Here is a 24458-nt window from a genome sequence, read left to right on the forward strand (position 1 = left end):
TTTGATGGGAAAAAACTTATGAAACGTTGTACTAGTCTAGTCTTTAATTTGTTTCCAGTGGCCCTTCCCAAACGGCCATTCCTCCACCAAAATTTGCGACATCATCAAATCCTTGATTAACAAGAAAGTCCGCACTATCAACCCCCATGCTCCCTGTGTGGCAAATTAAGATGATACGGTTGTCATCGCTCAATTCGTTATAACGTTGTTGAAATTCATCGTACGGAATATGAATCGCCCCGGGGATATGTCCTTCGTCGTAAAGCTCTTTTTCACGCAAGTCAACCAATTCAACGTTTTCCTCACCAATCTTTGCACTCACCTCGTTTTGGTTAATCTCTACCCACTCCCCTGCTTCCTCGGCTTCAGGTTCAACCGTAAATGGGTTAAACGTTAGAAAAAACACTAAAGTTATTACCGTCAAAACAATGGGCATGATATATTTACCCCGCAATTGCTTCCCCCCCCTGTATAAGTATCCAGATGATGAAGTTATTGACCCTTGAACATTCAATGTATGCCCTTACTGAGGAGTCATTTTGTTTATCTCCTTTTATCATTCCTCATAGTTCTAGTGTAGGTGAAAAAAGTGAAGAAATCATGAAGTATTCTTATGAAAGATACCCCGGGATCGTTTTGATGAAAAAGCTGCCCGGTGTTCCAGATCTCCATAGTTTTTTCATACATTTTTTCTATACTGATAAAAATGCGTATGGAAAGGAATGAAAGAAAAGAAATGAGCCGAGCGATCAAAAAACATATTGCCTTGCTCTTTATAACCGTGGCACTTATGGCTTTCTTTCTCTTTTTAAGAAGAGAATGGGATCCGATGCATGCCTGGAACCGTGCTTTTGCCGACATATCTGTTCTTTACATCGTAGCGATTCTCCTTCTTGGATCCTCTTCAAAGTTCAGTAACAGCATGAAATTATTGCTGCACTGGAGGAAACAGTTGGGAATTTGGGTGGCCATAACGGCTTTTGCTCATGTTTACATTATTTTTGACGGTTGGATTATGTGGGACTTCATAAGGCTATTCCTTGTCTTTAATCCCACGACAAATAGTTATGATCTTGATCCAGGCTTTGCCATCGGTAACCTTATTGGCATAGTGGCCTTGGTTTATTTATTTGCACTTTTCTTGACCTCGAATAAAAAGAGTATAAAAGTGCTTGGTCGTGAGGGTTGGAAATACCTCCAACAGCGTGTGCACATATATTATATTTTGGTGGTTCTACACACGGTTTATTTCTTGTTCTTTCACATCCCGTTACCAAATTTTGCTCGAATTCCATTTCTATTTTTAATTGTTATCGTGTGGGCTGCACATACCCTTGGTTTTATTAAAGTCCTTTCGGAGAGGAATAAAAAAATTAGCTGGTTTTAAACCTAAATAAATGACAATCTCCATTGAAATGATACAAAAGCTTTTACATAGAGATACGAGTTATAAATTCTCAACAAAATAGAGTGATGTGCAGTGGAACAAGATGTGTGGTTTGCCCTTGGATTGACGTAGATCGCTGGGCTTGCAACAGGATTGGGTAGCCTGATTGCATTTTTCACATCGACAACCAATACGAAATTTCTTTCTTGGGTACTGGGCTTCTCGGCGGGGGTCATGATTTACGTATCTTTCGTGAAGATTTTTTTGAAGCGCAGGACTCCTTAACAAGCGCTATAGGGGAGGAGATCGGAAGTTGGCTGACAGTGGGTGGGTTCTTTGCCGGTATGTTGCTGGTGGCGTTGATCGACAAGTTAGTTCCTTATCAAGGCAACCCCCATGAAGTGAAAAAAGTAGAAGAGATGAATCAATATCCCCAATCAGCCAGATCAAAAAATTTGCTTCCGTTGCCGGGATTATGGTTTTTATCTCATTGGATGGGTTCATTCCTGCGGCTAAAAAATATAATAAAGAACATTCTTCGATTTATGGATTCGTACTCGGTATGGCTGTCATGGCATTTCGCTTGCAGTTGCTTTTCTGAAAGAGGAAAAAAGCTGCTTTATGATTATGTGATTTATAGCGTGCACTTTTCAGCCAGCCTAATTGACTTATTCATGTTTGTGAAGCAGATTTCCTATTTTATGTTAATATACACTACCCCCCTAAAGCATTTTTTTGTTGTTGTTGATCATATGTTGATATTACAGCCATAAAATAGTGATAAAGGACAAGGAGTACGATGATATGATTACGGGGTATGTGTATATTATTGGTTTCTTATCCATACACCTGGGCTTAATTTGTTTCACTTATTTTTTTAGCAGATATAAGGGTAGCCTCATGGTCAATATGATGATGACCATGGCTTTGGCCATGGTATTTGGCTTGTCATTAGGTTTTTCCATCGGAATCGTTCTTCATGGACATTTGCTATATTCGACCTTGTTCAGCATAATCCTTGCTGGAATCACCGGATTTATTCTCGGTATACGCTTACATGTAGTAGCGAGTATTGAAGGGCTTTTTTCTGGGATCATGGCAGGTATGATGGGAGCAATGGTTGTAGAAATGCTCACGATTTCAGAAGGGGCAGCCCTCCTATTGATCAGCTTATTATTGCTAATGGGTACAACGATGTTTTGTATTCGCCACGTCCTTCAGGAAACATTTTCCACATTCGTTCAAAAATATGACTATGTCCTGCTCGTTGCAACGTGTATGTTAATGCTACTCACATTCTGGACCTTCCCCTTTTCAAGTATGGAGAATCAGCCATCTTCGCAACACGAGGAAAACCATCATATGATCGAGTAAGGACATCCAGCAAAACTGACCCCAATACAATCTAACAAAACCTCCTCAGCACGAGCCATACACTTTTTCATGGGGTCTTCAAAGATTCTCCATATTTATTTGTTATGATTTGTGTTGAGTACGATGATGAAAGAGGAGGGATTCCGCATGAAACACAAAAAGTTCTTACTCATTCCATCACTTGCTATTGCTGCTGTATTGGTAGCAACCCCGATCGGTATTACATGGGCATCTGGAGATCATAGTGAAGGCGGCATGATGAATGGAATGATGATGGATGCTATGAATTCCCCAGAGGGTGAAAAGATGATGAATGCTTGTCAGGATTTCATGTCTTCCAATAGCGGATCAGATTAACTGGAGATTGAAAGTCATGGTGGGTGCTCTCTGCTGAAGAAAAAATAGCCAGACTTAACTGAAGCCCTATGATTGAAAATCAGAATCAGCTCATGCATAGCACAAAAGGGCGCAATCCTAGATTAAAGGAAAGCGCCTGATTATGTGTAACCTTGTTTCTGATGAATTTATTTACCATACGAACATATATTTGTCAAAAATACACCTAGAAAAAGCGAGAACACCCACTTCTTTAGGAGTGGGTGTTCTCGCTTTAAAATCTGTAAATCGATTTCACTCCATTGCTTAATATAGAGCCCCAAAAGTATTTACTTCATTTTGAGCGTCTGGGCATTGATCGCTACGATGACGGTACTCAGTGACATGAGGACCGCACCTAAGGCTGGTTCAAGGAGAAAACCCCATGTAGCAAGCACACCTGCTGCGAGTGGAATCGCCACAATGTTATAGCCTGCGGCCCACCAAAGGTTTTGAATCATCTTGCGGTAAGTGATCTTTGATAGATCGACAATGGAAACGACATCGAGGGGGTCGCTATTGACGAGCACAACATCGGCAGTCTCCATGGCGACGTCCGTTCCGGCTCCAACAGCAACGCCGAGATCGGCATTTGCAAGCGCAGGCGCATCATTAATGCCATCCCCAGTCATACCGACACGTTTTCCGTCTTTCTTTAATTCCTTCACCATTTCCGCTTTTTCATGCGGGAGAACTTCGGCAATGACTTGATCGATACCAATCTGTTTGGCCACTTCCTGGGCCACTTTCTCGTTGTCTCCGGTTAGCATCACGGTATCGATTCCCATTTGATGCAAGCGTTCAACGGCTTCTTTTGCGGATTCTTTCACGGTATCAGCTAAGGCAATCGCACCGAGCAATGTTTGCTCCTGAAGGACAAAAACAACAGTCTTGCCTGTTTCCGAAAGCTTTGATAGACGTTCTTCGTCATAGCTGATCCCTTCTCTTTGCAGATACCCTGGGCTGACGATCGAAATAACCTTACCGTCAACATTTCCAGTAATGCCCGCTCCAGTCATCGAATCAAAGTCCTTCGGTTGGGGAATGTCAATATTCTCTTCTTTTCCTTTTGCTACAATGCCGGCAGCGATTGGGTGCTCCGATTGAGACTCCAATGATGCCGCCAATCTTAGCAACTCCTCTTCGGATACGTTGTCTTCCGGGAGAATTTCCGTTACACCGAACTCCCCGTGCGTTAGTGTTCCGGTCTTATCAAAAATCATCGTGTCTATCCTTCTGGCGCTTTCAAAACCGATGCGGTTCCGGATAAATAACCCTTTTTGTGCGGAAATCCCCGTGGAACGGGCGGTTACTAACGGAACCGCAAGACCGAGGGCGTGCGGACAGGCAATGATAAGCACGGTTACCATCCGAGTGACTGCGAAATTTGTATCTACACCAAGTGCCATCCAAGTGCTGAAGGTCGCTATTCCGGCAACGACAGCAACGTAAAACAGCAGTTTTGCGGCGCGATCCGAAAGCATCTGTGTTTTTGATTTGCTTTCTTGTGCCTCTTTGACCAGTTGCACCACTTGCGAGAGATACCCTTCGTCGCTCGTTTTGGAGACTTCAATGGTTAAGGATCCGGAGGTATTGATGGCTCCGCCGATGACCTCGTCCCCTTCGCCTTTTTCAACCGGCTCGGACTCCCCGGTAAGCATCGATTCATTGATGGAGGATTTTCCATTTAAAATGTGTCCATCCGCCGGTATTTTTTCGCCCGGTTTAATAAGAAGTCGGTCTCCCTTTTTAAGCTCAGATACGGAGACAGAAACAATCTGATTGTCGTCATCCAGTTTATTCGCTTCCTGGGGCATCAGTTCTACTAGGGATTCAAGCGAATCGGAAGCTTTCATGACGGATTTCATCTCGATCCAGTGCCCAAGCAACATGATGGCAATCAGTGTCGCTAGTTCCCAGAAGAAATCCATCCCTTCAAGGCCGAAAACCGTGGCGGCACTGTAGACATACGCAACGGTGATGGCAAGGCTGATGAGGGTCATCATCCCCGGGGATTTATCTTTGATCTCATTTACAAGACCCGTTAAGAAAGGCCAACCGCCGTAGAAGAAGACGATGGAGGCTAAGATGAGCTCAACAGCCGTATCGCCGGGAAATGCGACGGTATAGTTGAAAAACATCTGGATCATATCGGACAAAATAACAATAGGTATAGCCAGAATAACTGTGACGAAAAATCGCTTCCTAAAATCGGCCATCATATCTCCATGATCACCATGCCCATGATGGTCATGTCCGGAATGCCCGCCATGCCCATGGTGTTCATGGCCGGAGTGGTCACCATGGCCGCTGTGATGAGCATGATCGTCTTGTTCACGGTGTTCATGGTGGTGATGTTCATGGTCATGATGATTATGTTTGCTATGTGAGTCGTCATGATCATGGGTTTGATGACCATTCTCGTGATGAGCATGATGGCCATTGTCTTTGTGATGGTGATGTTCATGGTCGTGATGATCTTTATTGGACATTGTATCTCCTCCTTATAAGCATATAATACCCAGGTAAGGTATATATAAAACATGATTTTTTCATCCGGTAAGTATTAGAATCCACCATTGGCAAGATTTTTATAACTAGTGCTTCGATGGAGCTATAGAATAAATCTCCATTTATATAGACTTCTAAAGCTAACAAAGACGGGATGGTTTGAAGATAAACGTTTGTTTTCATGGAAAAAATGATTTTTATTATTTACATACCTAATGGGGGTATGGTATATTGAATTCAGAAACTGATTATCACGATTTGTATATTGTTTCATTCGCCTTAACAGAAGGAAGGAGGGAGTGGATGGATTTACATGGCGTTGGTCACCATCTTCTACTGTGCAATGGGAAATCTTGCATCCGTAACGGTGCTGAAACAGTCACCAAGGCGATACGAAAAGACATCCGCGATCAAAACTTAACGGATACGATCCACACGACAAAAACGTTGTGTAATGGTCAATGCAAGTACGGTCCCATTGTTGTTTTATACCCTCAGGGGTATTGGTACCGTGCCATGACACCTACGCTCGGAAAAGCACTCGTGGAAAGCATCGGTACCCACCATCCGTTGAAACAATCTCTTCTTTATTCATACGCACGCAAAGGATTTCGATCAGAGCTTTTCTAACGAGGAGAAGGAGATGAAAACAAGTGGAACAAAAAGAAGCATCCCTGCAAATCGCGGGCATGACCTGCGCGGCTTGTGCCACAAAAATTGAGAAAGGTCTTGCCAAAATCGACGGGGTCAGCGAAGCAAATGTGAATTTTGCGATGGAAAAAACCAATGTTGTTTATGATCCCGATCAGACGGATGTTCAAGATTTTGAAGCGAAAATTGATAAACTTGGGTATGAAGTCATTCATGAAAATCAAACCTTTGATATTTCGGGCATGACCTGTGCGGCTTGTGCGACAAAAATTGAAAAAAAGCTATCAAAAATGGAAGGGGTCTCTTCGGCAACGGTCAACTTTGCCATGGAGAATGCTTCCGTTGAATATGATGAAGGCCAATTATCCGTCGGAGACATGATGGAAGGGATTCGCAAATTAGGGTATACCCTTAAACCACAAAAGTCGCGGGACGAAACGGTGAGTAGAAAAGACAACGAAATACGCAAGCAAACCGGTAAATTTGTTTTTGCGGCGATATTAACGTTGCCACTGCTTTGGACGATGGTGGCTCACTTTGAGTTTATGTCGTTTCTCTATTTGCCGGATATGCTCATGAATCCATGGGTGCAGCTAGCGCTTGCGGCCCCCGTACAGTTCTTCGTTGGCGCCCAGTTTTACAGTGGTTCCTACAAAGCCTTGAAAAACAAAAGTGCAAACATGGATGTATTGATTGCGCTTGGGACGACGGCGGCCTTTTTCTACAGTATCTTCTTGGGTTGGGAATGGTACGCCACCGGCCAACAAGGGATGCCGGAGCTTTACTTTGAGACGGCAGCTGTGATCATTACGCTCGTGGTCCTCGGGAAACTGTTTGAAGTACGTGCCAAAGGACGCACCAGCAAAGCGATTGAAAAGTTGCTCGGAATGCAAGCCAAAACGGCACACATCATTCGTAATGGCGAGGAAATGGAAGTCGCGATTGAAGAAGTGCTTGTGGGAGACACGGTTATGGTGCGTCCCGGAGAGAAAGTGCCGGTGGACGGAAAGATTTATGAAGGGCAATCGGCCATGGACGAATCGATGATCACTGGTGAAAGTATTCCGATTGACAAGAAACCAGGAGACGAGGTCATCGGGTCAACGATCAACAAAAATGGACTTCTCAAAGTCGAAGCGACGAAAGTCGGGAAAGATACGGCGCTTTCCCAAATTGTGAAAGTTGTAGAAGAAGCGCAAGGAAGTAAGGCAAATGTCCAACGGACGGTTGATAAAGTGTCAGGGATTTTTGTGCCTGTCGTTGTCTTGATTGCCATTGCAACATTTCTTGTTTGGTATTTTGTGATTAATCCCGGGGACTTGCGTTCAGCGTTAGTTCCCCTCATTACAATCCTTGTCATCGCTTGCCCCTGTGCGCTTGGATTAGCAACACCAACATCCATTATGGCAGGTACGGGTCGCTCTGCTGAGAATGGTGTGCTCTTTAAGGGCGGTGAGCACTTGGAAAACACACGTGGGCTCCAAACGATCGTACTTGACAAGACGGGCACAGTGACAAAGGGAGAACCTGCATTGACCAATGTCAAAGTAGCCCCTGATTTCAATGAGGAATCGGTGCTTGCCATCGTCGGTGCCGTAGAGAAAAACTCGGAGCACCCCCTCGCAGAAGCGATGGTCAAAGGCATTGAAGAAAAAGGAATTTCGTTGCGAGAGAGCGAAGGTTTCGAAGCGTTGCCAGGATTTGGAGTGCGTGCCTTTGTCGACGGAGACGAAGTCCTTGTCGGGACACGCAAACTCATGCAAACATCATCCGTACCGATCGGATCGGCTAGTGATGAGATGTCCGCTTTTGAGAAGGAAGGAAAGACAGCGATGCTCATTGCCATTGACGGCAAGTATGCCGGGATGATTGCCGTTGCCGATACGGTGAAAGAAACGTCCAAAGCAGCGATTCAACGGATGCATGACCTCGGCTTAGAAGTGGCTATGCTGACGGGAGACAATCAGCAAACGGCCGAAGCGATCGGCAAGCAAGTCGGAATTGACCGTGTGATTGCAGAAGTGGTTCCGGAACAAAAAGCCGAAGAAATTAAAAAGATCCAAGACCAAGGCAAAAAAGTTGCCATGGTTGGCGATGGCATTAACGATGCACCGGCACTCGCGGTCGCCGATATTGGGATGGCGATCGGAACAGGGACAGATGTGGCGATTGAATCCGCCGATATTACGCTTATGCGCGGCGACTTGCACAGTGTGGCTGATAGCGTGCAGCTCAGTACAAAAACGTTTCGCAACATTAAGCAGAACCTATTTTTTGCCTTCTTTTACAATACGGCATCCATCCCGATTGCCGCAGCCGGTCTACTTGCTCCATGGGTGGCCGGGGCAGCGATGGCCTTCAGTTCGGTATCCGTTGTATTGAATGCCTTGCGTTTGCAACGTTTGAAGTTAAGCCGATAAGGAGGAAAGAACATGAAAGTAAAACACTGGGCGCTCGTGGGGGTCTTGTATGTGGCGGTTGTTATTGGCAGCTACACGGCCATCACGGGTGAGAATCCGTTAGAGAGCAATGATATGCATGAAGATCACGGAAGTGGTGAAGAAAGAATTGAAAGCCATGAAGCTTCTTCCGCACAAAACGAGGAGGGCGAATAAATGGATCATCAGTATGACAACATGGAAGGAGAATCTGAAATCCATACCAACGTTTTTTATAACGATGGTGAGGTTCGCGTTCAATTGGAGGATGTGTACGGAACAGTACCTGAATTGGAAAAACCACGAAAAAGAGATGCATTTGATCATCGTCTCCAATGATCTGGAATCCTTCATTCACCTCCACCCGAAACGCGTGGAAAACGGGGTCTATGTGGCGTCGAAAGAACTTGAGGGTGGCAGTTACCAAGCTTTTGTCGATATTGCTCCGAAGAAGCGAAACAATGTTGTCCAACCGAATGACTTTCAGGTAGGCGAAGAGGATCAGCCCAGTCCCTTGGTTTCCCTCTCAGCGAGTGAAGATCGGACTCAAGGTATCGATGGGAAGACGGCCACCTTGGAAACCGAAGGTTTGAGCACCAACGGTCCTACGACGCTAGACTTTTATTTGCATGGTGAAGATCCGGAACCCTATTTGGGGGCCCTGGGACACGTGGTCATTCTTGATGAGGACGCGGAGACATTTATTCATGTCCATCCGACTTCGGACAATGGAACCAATTTTGAAACCCATATTGATCACCCAGGGCTGTATAAGGTATGGGCAGAGTTCAAGTATGAAGATGACGGTCTTATCACGTTTGCATTTATCATTCAAGTGGAGGAATGAGAGGAGGATTAGTATGTATGAACTCGAGCTATATACGCATCCACTTTGTTCCGACTGCAAAGAAAGTAAAGCGTACTTGGACGAACAAAATGTGCTATACACGGAGTATGACGTAAGCAAAGCAGCCGAGAAAGAAGATGCCTTAAAAAAACAAACCGGATCGAAAGTTGTACCGGGTTTTGTTTTCACCAAAAAGTCACTGCTGGGAAAAATGAAAAGACCACTAGTCTTTACTGGATTTGAACGCAATGCATCTGAGATAAAATCGTTGATTCAAAAGATGTGATTTTACCGTAAAATAGGAGTGGATCAGCACATGATTACCGTGTATACATCGTCAAGTTGTTTGTCATGCCGGAAAACAAAGGAATGGTTACGAGAACATCGGCTTCCCTTTCGTGAAATAGATATCACGAAAACGAAACTGACCATAGATGAGGTCAAACACATTTTTTCATTGACGGAGAATGGCATCGATGATGTGATTTCGAGACAATCGAAAGCTTTTGCCAGATTGGCGATCGATATGGAAGATTTATCTTTGCATACGCTCTTCCACATCATTTGTAAACATCCAACGCTTTTAAAACGACCGATTATTATGGATGATAAGCAGTTGCTGACCGGCTATCATGATGAGGAGATTCGTCGCTTTCTCCCACGATCTGTTCGGAACCAATTAAAGGAGGGGATATATGTGTAGGCAATGACGTTAGAATAAATGATATCATGCAAGATCCTACACGAAATTGGGAGAAGCAATTGCAAACACGTGCCAAAAGTTATTTAGCTATACAAGCTATACAAAGGATACGAAAGGAGCAAAGAAATCATGAAGGAAATGACATTAAACGTACAAGGGATGTCTTGTGGCCATTGTGTAAACTCCATTGAAGGTAATGTCGGCAGCCTAAATGGCGTAGATAATGTGCAGGTTCATTTGAGTGAAGGAAAAGTAGGTGTCACCTTTGATCCGAACAAGGTAGATCTTGAAAAAATTACAGAAGAGATTGAAGATCAGGGATATGATGTAGCCTAAATCCTAAAAAGTGGAGGGATCGCGCGCGTAAGTGCACGGTCCCTTTAACCAATCAATGAAAGGAGGTAACACGTATGACAGCACAAGAAAAAAGAACGGTTCAGCCAAACAAACAAGAATTACTCAATCGTTTGAAACGCATTGAAGGTCAAGTGCGTGGGGTGCAAAAGATGATTGATGAGGATAAGTATTGCGTGGATATTCTCCATCAAATCTCGGCGATTCAATCAGCCATGAAAAAGGTAAGTGTTTCGTTAATGGAAGATCATACAAACCACTGTGTCGCCAATGCCATCCAAGAAGGCAACAAGGAGGAGATGATTGATGAATTAATGGATGTCATGAAGCGGTTAATGTGAATGTACGACGAGGCGCTTAAGTTGAATAAGAATTAGCGCCTGGCGGATGGCCTAAGAAAGTATCAAACGCTTCAAGCAACGCATTCGGGAGCTAACGTCCCGAAGAAAATCGATGAATATGATGGATAGCATCGAAAAGCCAAATCGATATCTTGTAGGCTGGCTCGGCTACTATCAGTTGGCCGAAACACCTTCCATATTCAAGGATCTGGATAGTTGGATCCGAAGAGTGGAATGAATGGAAGAAAGTAAAAACGAAGGATAAGAAACTTAAGAAATTAGGGGTCAAAGCAGGAAAAGCGTGGGAATGGGCAAACATAAGAAAGGCTTATTGGCGAGTTGCCCAAAGCCCAATCTTGCATAGAGCCCTCGGTGACCAGCACTGGGTCAAACAAGGGCTCAAGAGTCTATTCAAACGATATCAAACCGCGTTGGACCTAAATGAAACCACCGTATACGAAACCGTATGTACGGTGGTGTGAGAGGTCGGCGGTTAGTCACCGCCTCCTACTCGATATTCCTTTAAAAGGGTTTTTCGGGACAGTCACTTACTTCTTTACTGATTTTTTTGGAGCATATGACTTTATAACGCCTAAAGTAAAAAAGAATTTTCTCTCTAACAACTATGAGCTATCTACGAGAGAGTTTGCATGGTTTTAAATATCGGGAGGATCAAATATCATGTTTCCGAGTTTTTGTGCAGCTGTTTCTTGTAATCCTGGCATTAAATGCGAGTAAGTGTCGATTGTAACTTGGATTGAACTGTGACCTAATCTTTCTTGAACAATTTTGGGGTGGAACCCTAACTTTAGTAAATGTGTTGCATGTGTATGCCTTAATTCATGGAATGTAATGGGCTTCACGTTTAAATATTTTCTAATTTGATAATAGGCTCTAAGTAAATTCCGATGAGAAATGAGGGTTCCCCACTTTGTGGAAACAACTAAATTCTTATTTTCATAAGCTTTTCCTAATTTTAATTGCTGCTCTTTTTGCCATTTCCAATGTCTTTGTAACTCGTTTACGGTTTGATCTGGAATAGATACAAGACGGGCACCAGCATCTGTTTTAGTTGTGCTGATTTCCATATTTCGGCGTAACGACTTATCAATAGATATCGTTTTCCGTTCCATATCAATCTGATTCCATTGTAGTGCCAATATTTCACCCTGCCTCATGCCTGTAGATAAAGCGAGGTGGAAGGCTATATATAAATAATGTTTTTTTGCTTTTTTTAAGAATTCTTGTGTTTCTTGCTCATCCCATATCTCAATCCTTGTTTTCTCAAATGAAGGGAGATCTGCCAAAGTTGATGGATTGTCTTTGAGGTGCTTTTTCTTTATAGCCTCGTTCAATCCAGCCTTACAGATGGAATGATGGATTTTTCGAATTGTTGCGGGCGATAACTCTTTTTCATTTAGCAAATGATTATAAAAATCGTCGAAGTCCTCAACCTCTAAATCTGTCAGCTTAATGGTATGAAAAAACTCTGAAACGTGTATATCGACAAGGTACTGATAAGTTTTAGCTGTTCCTTTAGATAGTGAGTTTTTGCGTCCGTTTACCCAGTTTTGAAGAAAATCAACAAATGTAATGTTTTGTGGTGGAACATAGGTACCTTCGTTCACATCATTGAGGATATTGGACATGGCTTTTTCAGCTAACTTCTTTGTCTTATACCCAGAATAACGTTTCTGTTTCCTTTTTCCACGCTTATCTCTACCGTAATCAATCCTAAAGCCATATCCGTTAGCAGTTTTGTATACGGAACCTCTCATATAATTTCCCCCCCTTTTATGGTGATGTGTGTTTTAATCTGATCCATGCGTCTTTCAGCAAAAAAGATGGGAATATTAAATACATAGGATAATGTGTACGGTGTTATTTCACAGAATTTTTTGATCAGAAAGTAGGGCATGGAAGCGTGTAAAGCAAATCTGTATGCCTGCAATTCCATAAAAAATGATACGCCCTTTAACGCTTTTTTCTGGTCAATATTATGAAGGAGAATATGACCAAGTTCATGGAAGAAATCCCAACGTTGATAATGAGAAGGTATACGCTTGTTCAAGGATATTAGTTTGTAATGGCCAACCTGTAGAGACGACGTTTGTGAATAAGAATAATCGATATCAATCATGAACCGTCGGCTGAGTGTTTCTAATGAAAGATCATTCAAAGAGCAAATGTTTCTTTTTTTGTAGGCTTCATTAACGACCTGGCGAATGGTAGAATGAAACATTTTACCCACCCTTTTAAAACATATGTTCGCTTTAATGGTATGATAAAGGGTGGAGAGCTGAAACGTCAATCAAATTTGGAAAATTCATCTATTGTAATTATTATTTTCCTGTACATTCTTTTTTATTTTCTTTTGTAAAGTCATTATGAATGTTCGTCAAAGGGGAGCCAATCAACTACCCTCGATTGATTAGAAATCCCAAAAGCGAAAAGACGGTATATAAAAATCCTACGATTCCGTAAAAACCTTAACCTACCTCTGTGAGTGTAACTTTCATATACATCCTCTTTTAGTATTGAACTTCAGAAAAGATAACGCTTCTGACTTTGTTTCACTCTTTTCCATCCCCCGTCCTGTGCATTTCCTCCCACCGCTTCTTCAATTTCCGGAATCGTTGTAATTCTTCTTCCAGATGCTCTTTTTCTTCTTCGGTTAAGTTTTCGTAACCACCGGAAAAAAACATCTTTTCTTCTTCGTTATTACCTTCTACTGGTAAGGATTGAGCATTCGGGTCCTCGGTTCTTCCAAGGATGTAGTCCACTGACACTTTGTGAAAATCAGCAATTTTCTCGAGTGTTTCATAATCAGGTTGTGTTTCTTCATTCTCATATCGAGAATAAGTAGAACGATTGATGCCTAATTTATCAGTGAATTTTTCTTGAGATAGCTTTTTCCTTTTTCTTAAAGCAGATAGTCTTTTCCCATACACGGCGATCTTCCTTCTTTCTAATGGCATTGTGTTCATATTGCACACTCCTTATTATAAGTGAATAAAATGCACATTTAAAACAATGTGCAAAAATCACGCAAAGATAGTTGACTGTGCAATAATTGCACTATATAATAGGTGTAGAAATTGCACAGGAAAGAGGTGAAACATTGAAACAACGCACCTTGGAACAACTAAGAGAACATTATTCTTTAACTCAAGAACAAGTAGCTTTGGATGTAGGGATAGACCGATCTTATTATTCAAAGATTGAATCGGGTTTAACGCCAAGTGTTTCAGTAGCTAAACGAATCGGCTATTTCTTTGATTTTGATTGGACACTTTTTTTTTGAAGGATATTGTGCAATTAATGCACATAAAATGACATTCTAAGAAAGAGGTGAACAAAATGAACCCGGTCGCCGAACGTTTAGTTATTCTTGTCCTGGAAGCTGATAAAAGAATTCTCACTCAAGCAGAGCTGGTGGAACTTAACGAGAGCAAACAGTATTTCAACAGTATTTTCTGGGAGTATGAGAAATTAAAGGCTATGTTTTATGTCGCATCAGAAACTGACGATTACAAATGGCAACATGACATTCTTGAACGCGTTGAACAACTGAAAGGAGGGCGAGCATGAGCATTGAAGAAACCATCCAGAAAGCTGTTCAAGAAGCCATACAACCATTAGAAGAAAAGTTGGACAAACTAACCGTTCAAGATGATCCCTATCCTCGCAGGCTTACAGTTAAAGAAGCCGCAGAGATTCTCAGAGTTTCTGAAAATCGTGTAAGAGAACTTGCTAACTATGTCGAAGGTTTTCCGGCCACACGTGCTGAAGGTGAAAAAAGCCGCATTTATATCTCACGCGACCGTCTTTATGAATGGATCGAGAATAACCATGAGCTCATCTCATAATAACTACCTATATTTTATCAATATATCACATCTAAAGGAGGCTAAAATAAGGTGAATACGTACTATCGTAAGTCAAATCTCGGGAAGTGGTTGCGATACTTTAGAATAAATAGCCGAGATTCTAGCATCGAATCACAAAATGCATTAGGAAAGGAGTTACATTTAGATCAAAAGCAAATCTCAAAAATTGAACGCGGGGAAGTAGAGCCGCGAATCGAGACTAGTTTTAAATGGTGTGAAATAACTGGATGGGAAGAAGGTCAGGATATCATCGCTCATATGTATGAACTCCATCCTTTTGCAGTCCCGCCCGTGCATCCAGAATTGAGCGAGCGTCTATCAGATTCAATAGGGAACATGCGTCAGCAAATGATGACAGCCATTGAATCACTCAATCATATTGAAAAGGCCAACAATAAACGTAGGCCCGGCAGAGATCTAGACATCGATGACGTATTAAAGAAGAGGATCAGCGATCAATTCGACCTTATGCCAGCTGTGAAAAGCATGATGTATGCTGCAAAACGTGATATCGGTCTTGATATTAGAGAAATCAATCAAATGTGGACCAGTGGGTGCGTAGCAGATCAAGTGGTTATGCCGACAATGAGCCAGATTGAATTGGAGAAGGTGACGGTGTGAAGGAAAGGATAATTTTACACCTGTTTTATTGCTCGATTATCACGTCAATGATCATTACAACGATTTGGGGGTGAAAACATGCATCTACGCAAACTTCAAGAACTCAAAGAGGATGCTGACATGATGGCCGATCATGGGACAGTAGCGGTCAACGTCAAGGAATTGCAGGATCTAATCAGCGTTTATGAGGAGACTAAATATGGTTCCGGATCCTGCAAATGTGATTGAGGTGGAGAACAAAAGGTTATATCGGCACGATCAATGTAACAATAAATCCATTTGAGGGGGTTTTCAAACGGGTTAGGGGGTTAATGAAAAAGAGATAGGTTCACACGGGTTTGCAAGGGGAGTGAAGGCATAACGGCCATCTACAAACGAAAATAGGTGATGACATGAACTATATGAAGGAGCTTAACGCCTTTAGGGATTGGCTGCTTATGAACGATCTACCCACCAGTGCCATTGCTTTATGGCATACACTGATGTCCATAAACAATATGACTGGCTGGAAGGAACGATTCAATGCGCCGAATTCCACAGTAGAACGATTGACCGGCCTTTCAAAGCAAGGGCTGGTGGATGCTCGAAAGGTACTGATCAATAACCACTTGATCGAGTATCAAAAAGGTAAAAGAAATCAAGCTCCTGTTTATAAAATGATTTCATTAGTCAACTCAGATGACTTAAGTTCTTACCAAACACTTGACTCAAAATCTGACCAAACGCTTGACTTAACGTCTGATCAGAACTTGACCATACCTAGACAGAAACGAAACGGTTATGAAGAAGTGGAAGATGAAGCGAAGACGCGCGCCGAAGACCCATATGTTGTCTATCAAGAAAACTTTGGCGTGATGCGACCGATGATTACCGAATCCATTAGCGATTGGTGTTCGTTCTTCTCCGCAGAGATTGTGGTTGCTGCGATGAAAAGAGGCATCAAACAAAATGCTCGATCCTTTGCTTACATTGAAAGCATTCTCAGGGGTTGGTCGCAACAGGACCTAAAAACGATCGATGATATCAATGCATATGAAACACAAACGAGCCAAACGTCAAAAACGATTCCTTTCCCAAAGCATAGGGACCAGCGTTTTGAAACGCTTCAACGCATGCGAGAAAAGGAGGATTAAATCATGGAGTACAACCAGGCCTTAGATATTTTGGAATCGATATCGGCTGTTTATCCTCGATTCGAACTGAGTGAAAAGAAAGTCAAAATCATCATGCCCGCCCTTCTTAAAATGGATTATGAAGGGGTTATGGCCAATGTTGAGCGTCATGTAACCAAAAACCCATTTCCACCGACCATCGCAGATATTGCCGCGTACCCTGTTCAAACAAACGAAAACGTTGAGAAATGGCGGGAATGGGAGTTGGAGGCGTCAAAAGTCTCTCAAGAACGGAAACGTCAACTCATCATCAATCTCCAAAAGTTATTGGCTGAGAAAGCGAGTGATAGGATTGATTGAGTGTACAGAGTCCGAGCAAGCGGTATTAGGGGCGATTCTTTATGAACCTCCATTGATTCAGGTGTCGATGCTCCAACCTTCTCATTTTGCAAGAGTTCATCATTCCTTGATTTTTAAAGCCATGCGAACGGTTGAAAAGGAAGGCGCAGAACCTGAGCTAGCTGCCGTTACAACAGGCTTAGGGGAATCTATCAATCAAACCGGCGGGATTCAATACCTGACACAGCTTGCGGGTTCCGTCGCAACGACGGCTACGTTTAACCATCATGAACGAAAAATCATCGAAGCTTATCGGCTCAGAGAGAGTCGAAAAGCAGCGATTCGATACGTGGAACAGCCGAACGATGCATCCCTTCAACGATTATCTCAGGAACTAACCGACCTTCAACGTTTGGGATATAGCAACCAAGAGAAACGGTTAAAGGAATGGTTATATGAGATATCGGATGATATGAGTGGTACACAAAGCGACAATCAGAACAGTTATAAGACGGGTTATGAACCTTTGGATCAAATGACCGGCGGGTTGCAACGGAAAGAATTGATCGTTGTTGCTGCCCGTCCCTCCATGGGGAAGACAGCCTTTGCCTTAAACTTGGGGTCTAACCACTGTAAAAACGAAGGCAGATGTCTGCTATTTAGCCTTGAGATGGGGTCTAAGCAATTATTACATCGGGTTATTTCGGCGGATGCCCACATCGACGGTCAAAAATGGAAGTTTCCTTCTCGTTTTTTTAGTGAAGAAGACTATGATCGTGCAACGACATCGATCGCTTCGCTATGGGATTGGAAGCTGAATATGTACGAGAATACATCTGTTATCAGTGACATTTGTTCCATTTCCCGGCAAACGGTGAGGGAAAACCCGGATGATGACTTGCTTATCGTGATTGATTATTTACAAATGATCCATGCAGCCGGACGATTTGAACGGAAAGATTTAGAGGTAGGCGCCATTACACGTGAACTGAAACGTTTGGCGACGGATCTCAATGTGCCTATCGTTATTTTATCGCAACTATCAAGGAACGTTGAAAACCGGCATAATAAACGCCCCGTGATGGCTGATCTGAGAGACTCTGGCAATATCGAGCAAGATGCTGATGTGATTGCTTTCTTATATCGCGAGGCATACTATGATCAAGAAGCCGATCAAAACCAGGTCGAAGTGGACGTTTCGAAACAGAGAAATGGACCAACCGGAACGATAGAACTTGGCTTTATGAAAGAATGTGGGCGTTTCATTGATATCGACGGTAAGCATGAGAGGAATGTCGTATGAATCAATATCAATGTTTTGGTATGTTAATGAGCTACTATGAGACAGAAAAGGCAATTATCCCCCTCGAGGACCTAGAAAAAGGAGCCTCTTCAACGGAGTTAGTCCAGGGGTTGTATTTGTTCATCCATTATTTAAATGGTAAATATACGTCCGTAAATATAGATTCAAGTTCTTATGTCGAGGAATAAATGTCTGCCCATAACTGCAATAGAATGGAGGTATAACATGAATAAATTGGAGATTCATGAAGCTCTTATGAATTATAAATGGATGATTAACGTTCTTGTCACAAAACGTCAAGAAATGACTGGTGCTAGTCAAGCGATGGTATCAAAATATGGCATAGAAGCGACCCTGCCATCTGATAGTAGTCCGTCTGACCCTGTATATAATGAAATGTTAAGGATTGAACGCTATGATAAAAATACGAAAAACTTGCAACGTAAAGTTTCATTTATCCAGCGCCATTCTGCAGGAATAATAGATATCAAAGATCAAATCATTTTAGATGAATTATTAAATGGAAAAACATTGCGGAGAATTTCTAGGGAGCATCATCTATCGGTTGCAGCTGTCAAACGGCGAAAAGACCATATTATTGAAGAGATGCATTTGAATGCCGCAAGTGAACAATGTGTACAAACGTAACAATGTAAACATCTGAAATTCTTTAGACAGATCAAAGAATAAATCTTTATAATAAACGAAATACATTTATTTTTGAATCATTGAAAATCGTTCGTTGATGTTGTAGCATCTCCCTAACTCATCTTTCGAATGGGAATTATATTAGTTCTATAATTGGACATTAACATTTTTGTCAGGAGGGATAGTATCAAAAACAACAAAAGTTTCCTTTTCGGAGGAGCGATTAGTTTTTCCTTGTTACTAACAGGATGTGGGGAGAGTGCAGGGGTTGAATCGTTGGAACCGCAAGAAATGGAGGAGTATTTGGAAGAAAATGAGGAAGCTTTTGTCTTAACGACGCAAACCGAAGACGAGGAAGAACACCAAGAGGCCGTAAATATTGTTGACGAGAATATTGATAACATTTCTGTTAAAGAAATCAATGCTCAATCTGAACAGATGCTTGATAATGATCTTTTGTTAGAGGATGTTGGCATTGATGGGCCGAGTGTATTCAATTCATTAAGTTATTATGAAAATGGAGACTTAGAAGAACGAATCTCGGTGAGTGAAGTCGATTATGATAGCGAAGATGCGTTAGCCTCAGAGATACAAAATTTTGATCATTCATTTGAATAATCATTTCATTAAGAGTGCAAGCAACAAACAACATACATTCTTGTCCACTCATCGATGAAGAAGCTAATGAAGAGAACAGTCAAACAAGCTGTTCTTTTTTTATGCCATAAAAGGGGGTGATGTAGAGCATTCACACACGAAGCGCAAGAGGGGCTTTTTTATGTCGGAAACACATTAGGAAAGGATGATGATGCATGGCTTCGCAACGCGACGTTAAGCAATCAAAAGAGTTAGTACAAACGCTGTTAGGCGTCAAGGGCGAAACGTACAACGATTGGCTACACACCCAACATCAGGCGTATATCAGCGAACACCAAGACTTGATCATGGAAGGTTTGCTCCATTACCAAGGCATTCAAGAAGAGAAAACATCGAAACAGCCGTCGGAGAAGAAAAATGTCGACAAAACGAAAACCGATGAGCACGCACATTCATCATCCTTACAAGGGGAGGAAGAAGCATGAATACAATGATTCAATGGGTGGAATCGATGATTATTATGGCGGCCATTGATAACATACAAAGCACGGGTGAATCTATCTTATTGGGTATGCAAGTCGTGGGTGGTGTCGTGGCAGCGATCGCGATTGGGATTGGATCTTATTTCCTTATGGCTGGTGGCGCACGTGGACGCATGATGTCGGTTGGTTGGTTTGTTGGAGCTGCTGGTGGCTTGGTCATGCTCCTGGGTGCACTCGCCTTTAGTCAGTGGATCGAGAGCACCATCACATTTTAAACAAGGAGGGAGAAAGCGATGCAGGTATTATTTACGACACCCTTGGAGGAAGAGATTCCAGCCTTCCAATCCCTTTTCTTGACGGATGCTGTGCAACTGACCAATGACATCGATCAACGCCTAAAAAAGCAAAACAAATCGCCGGTGGCGTTGGACTTTATGGTCCATGACGGGGAAGGTCAAAAACTGTATACCGGAACCTATCATATCGGTTCGTCGTACGCGGCGAACCTGTATGAACATATGTGTTACCGGTTGATTGATCGGCGCATGCGAAGTGATGACGATAGCCAACAACGGGATCGATTGCTTCATCAACTCACCCGAGAGGCGCCGTCCGCGCTTCGCATTGATGTCATCGACCACTTGCGCCAGCAAGCAGAAGCGAATCAAACATGGTGGAGCCGACTAAGCCCCAAAGCGCAGATCTTGGGTGGTGCAGCCGCAGGCGTAACGCTTTTAGTTTTAGTCTTTGCCATCGGTATGGTGGCAGTGGTGAGTGACCAATCGAACGCGCTTGCCGCAATGCATAAATCGTTTGAAGAAGAACAACAAATGAATGAGATTTACACCGAAGCCATGGCCGGTGATCCGGATACGGCGATCGATGTGCTTCAAGACAAAAGTGATCGTAGTGATCAAGAAACCGTCGTGCTTACCCACTTATTAATTGGGCAAGGCGCCTACGAGGACGCCATGCAGATGACCGATCAATCGGCTGAGTCTATCGCGAATGCCATCTTTGAGCAACAAGGCATTGAAGCACTCACAGAATTTCAAGAGAACCATGAAACGGCCGTTGGCCACTTTGAATTATCCTTTGAGGATGAACGCTTTGACGATGTGGCGGCTGTTGATGACGTGCCGATGAATGCAGAACGACAAGAAAAATTGGGCTACGCCTACATGAAATCCGGCAATGTTGACGAAGCCAAGCAAATGGCCAGTGAGATAAGCAGTGAAAGCCTGAATGATCATATACAGACGTATGAATCATTAACAGCCGATATTGATGATCGCCAAACACAGATCGACGAAGAAGCCGATGCAGACGATCCGGACGATGACCAAATCGAAGAATGGGAAGAAGAAATCGCAGATTTGGAAACCCAAAGAGATGATTTATAGAAAGGGGTGGAAGGATGAACCATCGGAGATGTTCAACCATTGCATTAACGGGCTATGATCGATATGGACTCAGCCGCATGTTTTTAGATGAGTTAGTGAGTTATATGAAAAACCATCAGTACCACGAGACAGAAGTGATCGGTAATACCATTGCTCACCTCTGGCATCATGAATCACAGGCGAAAGATAAATCTTGGACTAATGCGGCGCAATCGCTTGGGACAGCGATCGTTATGATCAGTGCCGAAGCCCATTGAACTACCGAAAATCGCCCTGATAGCTCAAGTCATGGGCTTATGGCAGGACATGGTCTTTGAGCAAGGTAATCGTTTCCAGCAGATGTTTAACCAACTATCAACAGATCTTCCGGCTCGGGATCATTGGTTGGCGTCTTTGGGAACGGAAACCAATGAAACGGTTGTGCAAGCCACCCTTTTCACTGGTTGGGCGGGCATCCAGCAAATGCTTGCCTATAAGGACGAAACATAAGGAAAAGGAGGTTGGACCCTAGCATGAAAGCAGTTCTAGCCAATAAATTTATGCTGATGCCTTTATGTATCGGTTTATTATTAGTAGTGCAGGTGATCGGCACTTTTTTATTAAATCTTGTACAAGAGGCGTTGAGGCTTTTACAAACGTTTCCGAACATCGAAGAACCCTTAACCTTAGAATGGGATTATTTCACCACGTTTCAGATTACCGAACACCCTTGGTTTTATGGCATAACATCCGTTTTGGGATTGATGCTCGTTGGCATTACGATTTATAAACTTACGAGTAACTTCGCATCCATTAGCCGCGATGAAAAAGGCTCCCAACGGTTTGCGACCAAGCAAGAAGTGGCCGAACAATATAAAAAGATTCCTGAGAAGGAAAAAAGCTATCCCGGTAAAGGCGGGGGCGTTATTGCGCACAAGGGACACGCTCATTTTATCGATGATGGAGCCGTTCATAACATGGTGATTGGCACCACTCGTTCCGGGAAAGGGCAACTGTATGTGGACCCTACCATCGATGCATACGCAAGGGCTGAACAAAAACCAAGCATGATTATCAATGATATGAAGGGTGAACTTTTTGTTCGCTTCAAAGAGAGGTTAGAACAGCGCGGGTTTGACGTGTTGGCGCTCAATATGATGAATCCGATGCAAAGCATGAGTTATAATCCTTTGCAATTGATTAAAGACGCTTACAAGGAAGGCAATTATTCGGTGGCGGAAACCTTGTGTGAATCGCTTACGCACATGCTCTATTATAATCCGCAGGTCAAAGATCCCATGTGGCAAAATAGTGCGATGTCACTTGTGAACGCGATGATCTTGGCGGTGACCGAAGATTGCATAAAAAACAAGGAAGAAGATAAAATCACCCTTTATACCGTTGCGAACATGTTGTCTGAACTCGGATCGAAGGAATTGCCACATCCGTCGAATCCCAAGATCGCCGTCAACGCCTTGGATCAATATTTTCAGGATCTTCAACAGGATAGCGTGGCGAAAATGCAGTATGCGACGAGTAACTTTGCCAAAGGCAATACACGCTCGGGAATCTTTACGACAGCCATGGCAGAACTTCGACGCTTCACCTTGAGCGAACAAGCGAAAATGACCGCGAAAAACTTCCTTGATTTGAAAAAGGTTGGTTTTGGCCAATCCATCGAAGGCAGGGGCGCCCCCTTTTCCAAAGTAACGGTAACGTTTCCGGACGGTACACAGGAAACGAACCAAACCGGCGAGGGAGGTTATTGGGTGGTCCATTTCCAAGGAACGCTCCGGGAAAACGATGCCTTGAGCGTTGAACATGATCCCAATCCTCTTTCAAAGCAAGCCTACAAAAAGCGAACGAAAGAACAAAAAGCAAAGATCCAAGAGGAACAGACACGCATCGAAGCAACGATAAATACGGTGAACAAGGAAACGGGCGAAACGTCACTGGAACAGGAAAACCATCCGGACGTCGGCATCACGGAGGTGGTGAGTTTCAATCGACCGGTGGCGCTGTTTATGATCACCCCGGATTATGATGATTCCACACATGTACTCCCATCCATGTTTGTGGATCAATTGTACTTCACGTTGGCAAAACACGCATCGATGGCGAAAGGGCAAACATGTCAGCGCGAAGTCGTTTTTATGCTCGATGAGTTTGGGCAAATGCCGGCGATATCAGGCATGGGGTCAAAAATGACGGTGTCCCTAGGTCGAAACATTCGCTTTCATCTCGTCGTGCAGAGTTATGCGCAACTCAAAGACAAATATGGGGAAGACGTTCAAAACACCCTTCGCGGGAATTGCGGCAATCACATCTACATCATGACCGCCGACGTGGAGACAGCCAAACACTTCGCAGAAAAACTCGGCGATGAAACACGGGAAGTTGAAACTCGGTCCGGCACACCGTTTTCCCTAAAAAAAGCGAAAACCGATAACACGGAAGGTCGAAAACTTTTAGATGCGAATGAACTGATGGAAATCAAGCAAGGGCATACGGTCGTTTCTCGAACGATGAAGCGTGAAACGCAAGATGGCAAGCAAAAGATTCGTCCGTTCCCCATCTATAATAAAGGCATGCCTTATGCCTATCAGTATTTAAACTTGGATGCCGAACGATCCATTACCGATGTGGAGGTAGACACGCCGCATCGACACATCCGATTGTCGGATCTTGTTATGGATTTTTCCTTTTTAACAGGCGAAGCATCGCTGGATAATAACGAAGAAAGGAAAAAAGCCCCCGAAAGCAAAGAAACAAAGGGATCAACATCGCCGCAGAAGGATACAGCGAGGGAAGAAGGCTGGAAACAAACGCCTGTATCTGAGGTGTTAACCGGTTCTTTATGGACAATGGCGATGGATCGGATAGCTCCGTCGATGGATGCGGATGAAGAAAAGATACAAACGATGTCGGTCAATGATTTTCTCCAAATAATAAAGATGCTAGGCGATTCAGACGAGGTGGATAAAAACACCTATGCAGCGATTCGAAAAGCCATTGATCAGTACATTGAATCGTGGGAAGATAATGAGGAAACCCATAAAGATACCATCAAAGAAGCTGTCAGCTAATATAAGGAGGAACCGAA

At 43.2% G+C, this 24458-nt stretch carries 35 protein-coding genes and 2 pseudogenes; 32 read left to right on the plus strand and 5 right to left on the minus strand.

The window, feature by feature from the left end; translation table 11 throughout:
* Window positions 1-43: 43 nt before the first annotated feature.
* Window positions 44-454, minus strand: coding sequence for a rhodanese-like domain-containing protein (locus HNR44_RS08720; RefSeq protein ID WP_246407210.1), 411 nt, complete (start codon window positions 452-454; stop codon window positions 44-46).
* A gap of 282 nt (window positions 455-736) precedes the next feature.
* Between HNR44_RS08720 and HNR44_RS08725 the strand changes: the two genes are divergently transcribed.
* The 5 genes and pseudogenes from HNR44_RS08725 (at window position 737) to HNR44_RS08740 (ending at window position 3118) form a co-directional block, all read left to right on the plus strand.
* Window positions 737-1387, plus strand: a complete 651-nt coding sequence (locus tag HNR44_RS08725) for a ferric reductase-like transmembrane domain-containing protein (RefSeq protein WP_184403763.1) — start codon at window positions 737-739, stop codon at window positions 1385-1387.
* Window positions 1388-1519: 132 nt separating this feature from the next.
* Window positions 1520-1809: pseudogene (locus tag HNR44_RS18035) on the plus strand (ZIP family transporter); the annotation flags it as partial.
* A 32-nt stretch (window positions 1810-1841) separates the two neighbouring features.
* Window positions 1842-1988, plus strand: a pseudogene (locus HNR44_RS18040) (zinc transporter ZupT); the annotation flags it as partial.
* A gap of 203 nt (window positions 1989-2191) precedes the next feature.
* A complete protein-coding gene (locus tag HNR44_RS08735) occupies window positions 2192-2761 on the plus strand; it encodes a hypothetical protein (protein WP_184403764.1) in 570 nt (189 codons plus the stop codon).
* Between the two features lie 147 nt (window positions 2762-2908).
* A complete protein-coding gene (locus HNR44_RS08740; RefSeq protein ID WP_184403765.1) occupies window positions 2909-3118 on the plus strand; it encodes a hypothetical protein in 210 nt (69 codons plus the stop codon).
* Window positions 3119-3426: 308 nt separating this feature from the next.
* On the opposite strand, the gene HNR44_RS08745 is transcribed toward HNR44_RS08740, so the two are convergent.
* A complete protein-coding gene (locus HNR44_RS08745; RefSeq protein WP_184403766.1) occupies window positions 3427-5628 on the minus strand; it encodes a heavy metal translocating P-type ATPase in 2202 nt (733 codons plus the stop codon).
* A gap of 250 nt (window positions 5629-5878) precedes the next feature.
* Here HNR44_RS08745 and HNR44_RS08750 point away from each other — a divergent pair, with 250 nt between their 5' ends.
* The 10 genes from HNR44_RS08750 to HNR44_RS17640 all read left to right on the plus strand — a co-directional run bounded on the left by HNR44_RS08750 (window position 5879) and on the right by HNR44_RS17640 (window position 11219).
* Window positions 5879-6277 carry a (2Fe-2S) ferredoxin domain-containing protein gene (locus tag HNR44_RS08750; protein WP_246407212.1) on the plus strand — a complete coding sequence of 133 codons (399 nt, stop codon included), beginning with the start codon at window positions 5879-5881 and terminating at the stop codon, window positions 6275-6277.
* 23 nt (window positions 6278-6300) lie between these two features.
* Window positions 6301-8718, plus strand: coding sequence for a heavy metal translocating P-type ATPase (locus tag HNR44_RS08755; protein ID WP_184403767.1), 2418 nt, complete (start codon window positions 6301-6303; stop codon window positions 8716-8718).
* Between the two features lie 12 nt (window positions 8719-8730).
* Entirely contained in the window at window positions 8731-8913 is a 183-nt protein-coding gene (locus tag HNR44_RS08760) for a hypothetical protein (protein WP_142090515.1), read from the plus strand.
* Window positions 8914-9075: a hypothetical protein gene (locus HNR44_RS08765; protein WP_160141764.1), complete on the plus strand. Its 162-nt coding sequence runs from the start codon at window positions 8914-8916 to the stop codon at window positions 9073-9075.
* Window positions 9056-9583, plus strand: a complete 528-nt coding sequence (locus tag HNR44_RS08770) for a hypothetical protein (RefSeq protein ID WP_184403768.1) — start codon at window positions 9056-9058, stop codon at window positions 9581-9583. The genes HNR44_RS08765 and HNR44_RS08770 overlap by 20 nt, the downstream gene beginning before the upstream one ends.
* Window positions 9584-9596: 13 nt before the next feature.
* Window positions 9597-9869 carry a glutaredoxin family protein gene (locus tag HNR44_RS08775; protein WP_142090517.1) on the plus strand — a complete coding sequence of 91 codons (273 nt, stop codon included), beginning with the start codon at window positions 9597-9599 and terminating at the stop codon, window positions 9867-9869.
* 30 nt (window positions 9870-9899) lie between these two features.
* A complete protein-coding gene (gene spx, locus HNR44_RS08780; RefSeq protein ID WP_184403769.1) occupies window positions 9900-10286 on the plus strand; it encodes a transcriptional regulator Spx in 387 nt (128 codons plus the stop codon).
* Between the two features lie 129 nt (window positions 10287-10415).
* On the plus strand, window positions 10416-10622 hold the full coding sequence (gene copZ, locus HNR44_RS08785; protein WP_184403770.1) for a copper chaperone CopZ: 207 nt from the start codon (window positions 10416-10418) through the stop codon (window positions 10620-10622).
* 74 nt (window positions 10623-10696) lie between these two features.
* Window positions 10697-10981 carry a metal-sensitive transcriptional regulator gene (locus HNR44_RS08790; protein WP_184403771.1) on the plus strand — a complete coding sequence of 95 codons (285 nt, stop codon included), beginning with the start codon at window positions 10697-10699 and terminating at the stop codon, window positions 10979-10981.
* A gap of 121 nt (window positions 10982-11102) precedes the next feature.
* Window positions 11103-11219: a group II intron maturase-specific domain-containing protein gene (locus tag HNR44_RS17640; RefSeq protein ID WP_246407272.1), complete on the plus strand. Its 117-nt coding sequence runs from the start codon at window positions 11103-11105 to the stop codon at window positions 11217-11219.
* Window positions 11220-11637: 418 nt separating this feature from the next.
* Here HNR44_RS17640 and HNR44_RS08800 read toward each other — a convergent pair whose 3' ends face one another.
* The 3 genes from HNR44_RS08800 to HNR44_RS08810 all read right to left on the minus strand — a co-directional run bounded on the left by HNR44_RS08800 (window position 11638) and on the right by HNR44_RS08810 (window position 13968).
* Complete coding sequence (locus HNR44_RS08800; RefSeq protein WP_184403772.1) at window positions 11638-12759, minus strand: site-specific integrase; 1122 nt, start codon at window positions 12757-12759, stop codon at window positions 11638-11640.
* Window positions 12756-13223: an ImmA/IrrE family metallo-endopeptidase gene (locus tag HNR44_RS18045; RefSeq protein WP_184403773.1), complete on the minus strand. Its 468-nt coding sequence runs from the start codon at window positions 13221-13223 to the stop codon at window positions 12756-12758. Before HNR44_RS18045 ends, HNR44_RS08800 begins: the two co-directional genes overlap by 4 nt.
* A 331-nt stretch (window positions 13224-13554) precedes the next feature.
* Window positions 13555-13968 (minus strand): helix-turn-helix domain-containing protein, encoded by a 414-nt coding sequence (locus tag HNR44_RS08810; RefSeq protein WP_184403774.1) that lies wholly within the window; start codon window positions 13966-13968, stop codon window positions 13555-13557.
* Between the two features lie 134 nt (window positions 13969-14102).
* Between HNR44_RS08810 and HNR44_RS08815 the strand changes: the two genes are divergently transcribed.
* The 17 genes from HNR44_RS08815 to HNR44_RS08895 all read left to right on the plus strand — a co-directional run bounded on the left by HNR44_RS08815 (window position 14103) and on the right by HNR44_RS08895 (window position 24441).
* On the plus strand, window positions 14103-14285 hold the full coding sequence (locus HNR44_RS08815; protein ID WP_184403775.1) for a helix-turn-helix transcriptional regulator: 183 nt from the start codon (window positions 14103-14105) through the stop codon (window positions 14283-14285).
* A 56-nt stretch (window positions 14286-14341) separates the two neighbouring features.
* Complete coding sequence (locus tag HNR44_RS08820) at window positions 14342-14572, plus strand: DUF7667 family protein (RefSeq protein ID WP_184403776.1); 231 nt, start codon at window positions 14342-14344, stop codon at window positions 14570-14572.
* Window positions 14569-14850, plus strand: coding sequence for a helix-turn-helix domain-containing protein (locus HNR44_RS08825; protein ID WP_184403777.1), 282 nt, complete (start codon window positions 14569-14571; stop codon window positions 14848-14850). Before HNR44_RS08820 ends, HNR44_RS08825 begins: the two co-directional genes overlap by 4 nt.
* 51 nt (window positions 14851-14901) lie before the next feature.
* Window positions 14902-15492, plus strand: a complete 591-nt coding sequence (locus HNR44_RS08830) for a helix-turn-helix domain-containing protein (RefSeq protein WP_184403778.1) — start codon at window positions 14902-14904, stop codon at window positions 15490-15492.
* Window positions 15493-15570: 78 nt separating this feature from the next.
* Window positions 15571-15720 carry a hypothetical protein gene (locus HNR44_RS08835; protein WP_184403779.1) on the plus strand — a complete coding sequence of 50 codons (150 nt, stop codon included), beginning with the start codon at window positions 15571-15573 and terminating at the stop codon, window positions 15718-15720.
* Window positions 15721-15884: 164 nt separating this feature from the next.
* A complete protein-coding gene (locus HNR44_RS08840; protein WP_184403780.1) occupies window positions 15885-16625 on the plus strand; it encodes a DnaD domain-containing protein in 741 nt (246 codons plus the stop codon).
* A gap of 3 nt (window positions 16626-16628) precedes the next feature.
* Window positions 16629-16964 (plus strand): replicative helicase loader/inhibitor, encoded by a 336-nt coding sequence (locus HNR44_RS08845; RefSeq protein ID WP_184403781.1) that lies wholly within the window; start codon window positions 16629-16631, stop codon window positions 16962-16964.
* A complete protein-coding gene (locus tag HNR44_RS08850; RefSeq protein ID WP_184403782.1) occupies window positions 16957-18246 on the plus strand; it encodes a replicative DNA helicase in 1290 nt (429 codons plus the stop codon). Before HNR44_RS08845 ends, HNR44_RS08850 begins: the two co-directional genes overlap by 8 nt.
* Window positions 18243-18434: a hypothetical protein gene (locus HNR44_RS08855; protein ID WP_184403783.1), complete on the plus strand. Its 192-nt coding sequence runs from the start codon at window positions 18243-18245 to the stop codon at window positions 18432-18434. Before HNR44_RS08850 ends, HNR44_RS08855 begins: the two co-directional genes overlap by 4 nt.
* Before the next feature lie 37 nt (window positions 18435-18471).
* Window positions 18472-18894 (plus strand): hypothetical protein, encoded by a 423-nt coding sequence (locus HNR44_RS08860; protein ID WP_184403784.1) that lies wholly within the window; start codon window positions 18472-18474, stop codon window positions 18892-18894.
* A gap of 276 nt (window positions 18895-19170) precedes the next feature.
* Window positions 19171-19512, plus strand: coding sequence for a hypothetical protein (locus HNR44_RS08865; protein ID WP_221434257.1), 342 nt, complete (start codon window positions 19171-19173; stop codon window positions 19510-19512).
* A 194-nt stretch (window positions 19513-19706) separates the two neighbouring features.
* Window positions 19707-19976, plus strand: coding sequence for a hypothetical protein (locus HNR44_RS08870; RefSeq protein WP_246407214.1), 270 nt, complete (start codon window positions 19707-19709; stop codon window positions 19974-19976).
* A complete protein-coding gene (locus HNR44_RS08875) occupies window positions 19973-20248 on the plus strand; it encodes a hypothetical protein (protein WP_184403786.1) in 276 nt (91 codons plus the stop codon). The genes HNR44_RS08870 and HNR44_RS08875 overlap by 4 nt, the downstream gene beginning before the upstream one ends.
* An 18-nt stretch (window positions 20249-20266) precedes the next feature.
* On the plus strand, window positions 20267-21376 hold the full coding sequence (locus tag HNR44_RS08880) for a hypothetical protein (protein WP_184403787.1): 1110 nt from the start codon (window positions 20267-20269) through the stop codon (window positions 21374-21376).
* A gap of 14 nt (window positions 21377-21390) precedes the next feature.
* A complete protein-coding gene (locus HNR44_RS08885) occupies window positions 21391-21633 on the plus strand; it encodes a hypothetical protein (protein WP_184403788.1) in 243 nt (80 codons plus the stop codon).
* A 49-nt stretch (window positions 21634-21682) separates the two neighbouring features.
* Window positions 21683-21865: a hypothetical protein gene (locus HNR44_RS08890; RefSeq protein WP_184403789.1), complete on the plus strand. Its 183-nt coding sequence runs from the start codon at window positions 21683-21685 to the stop codon at window positions 21863-21865.
* Between the two features lie 23 nt (window positions 21866-21888).
* On the plus strand, window positions 21889-24441 hold the full coding sequence (locus HNR44_RS08895) for a VirD4-like conjugal transfer protein, CD1115 family (protein WP_184403790.1): 2553 nt from the start codon (window positions 21889-21891) through the stop codon (window positions 24439-24441).
* Window positions 24442-24458: the final 17 nt, after the last annotated feature.

The sequence above is a fragment of the Geomicrobium halophilum genome, from assembly GCF_014207655.1.
Lineage (GTDB): Bacteria > Bacillota > Bacilli > Bacillales > Marinococcaceae > Geomicrobium > Geomicrobium halophilum.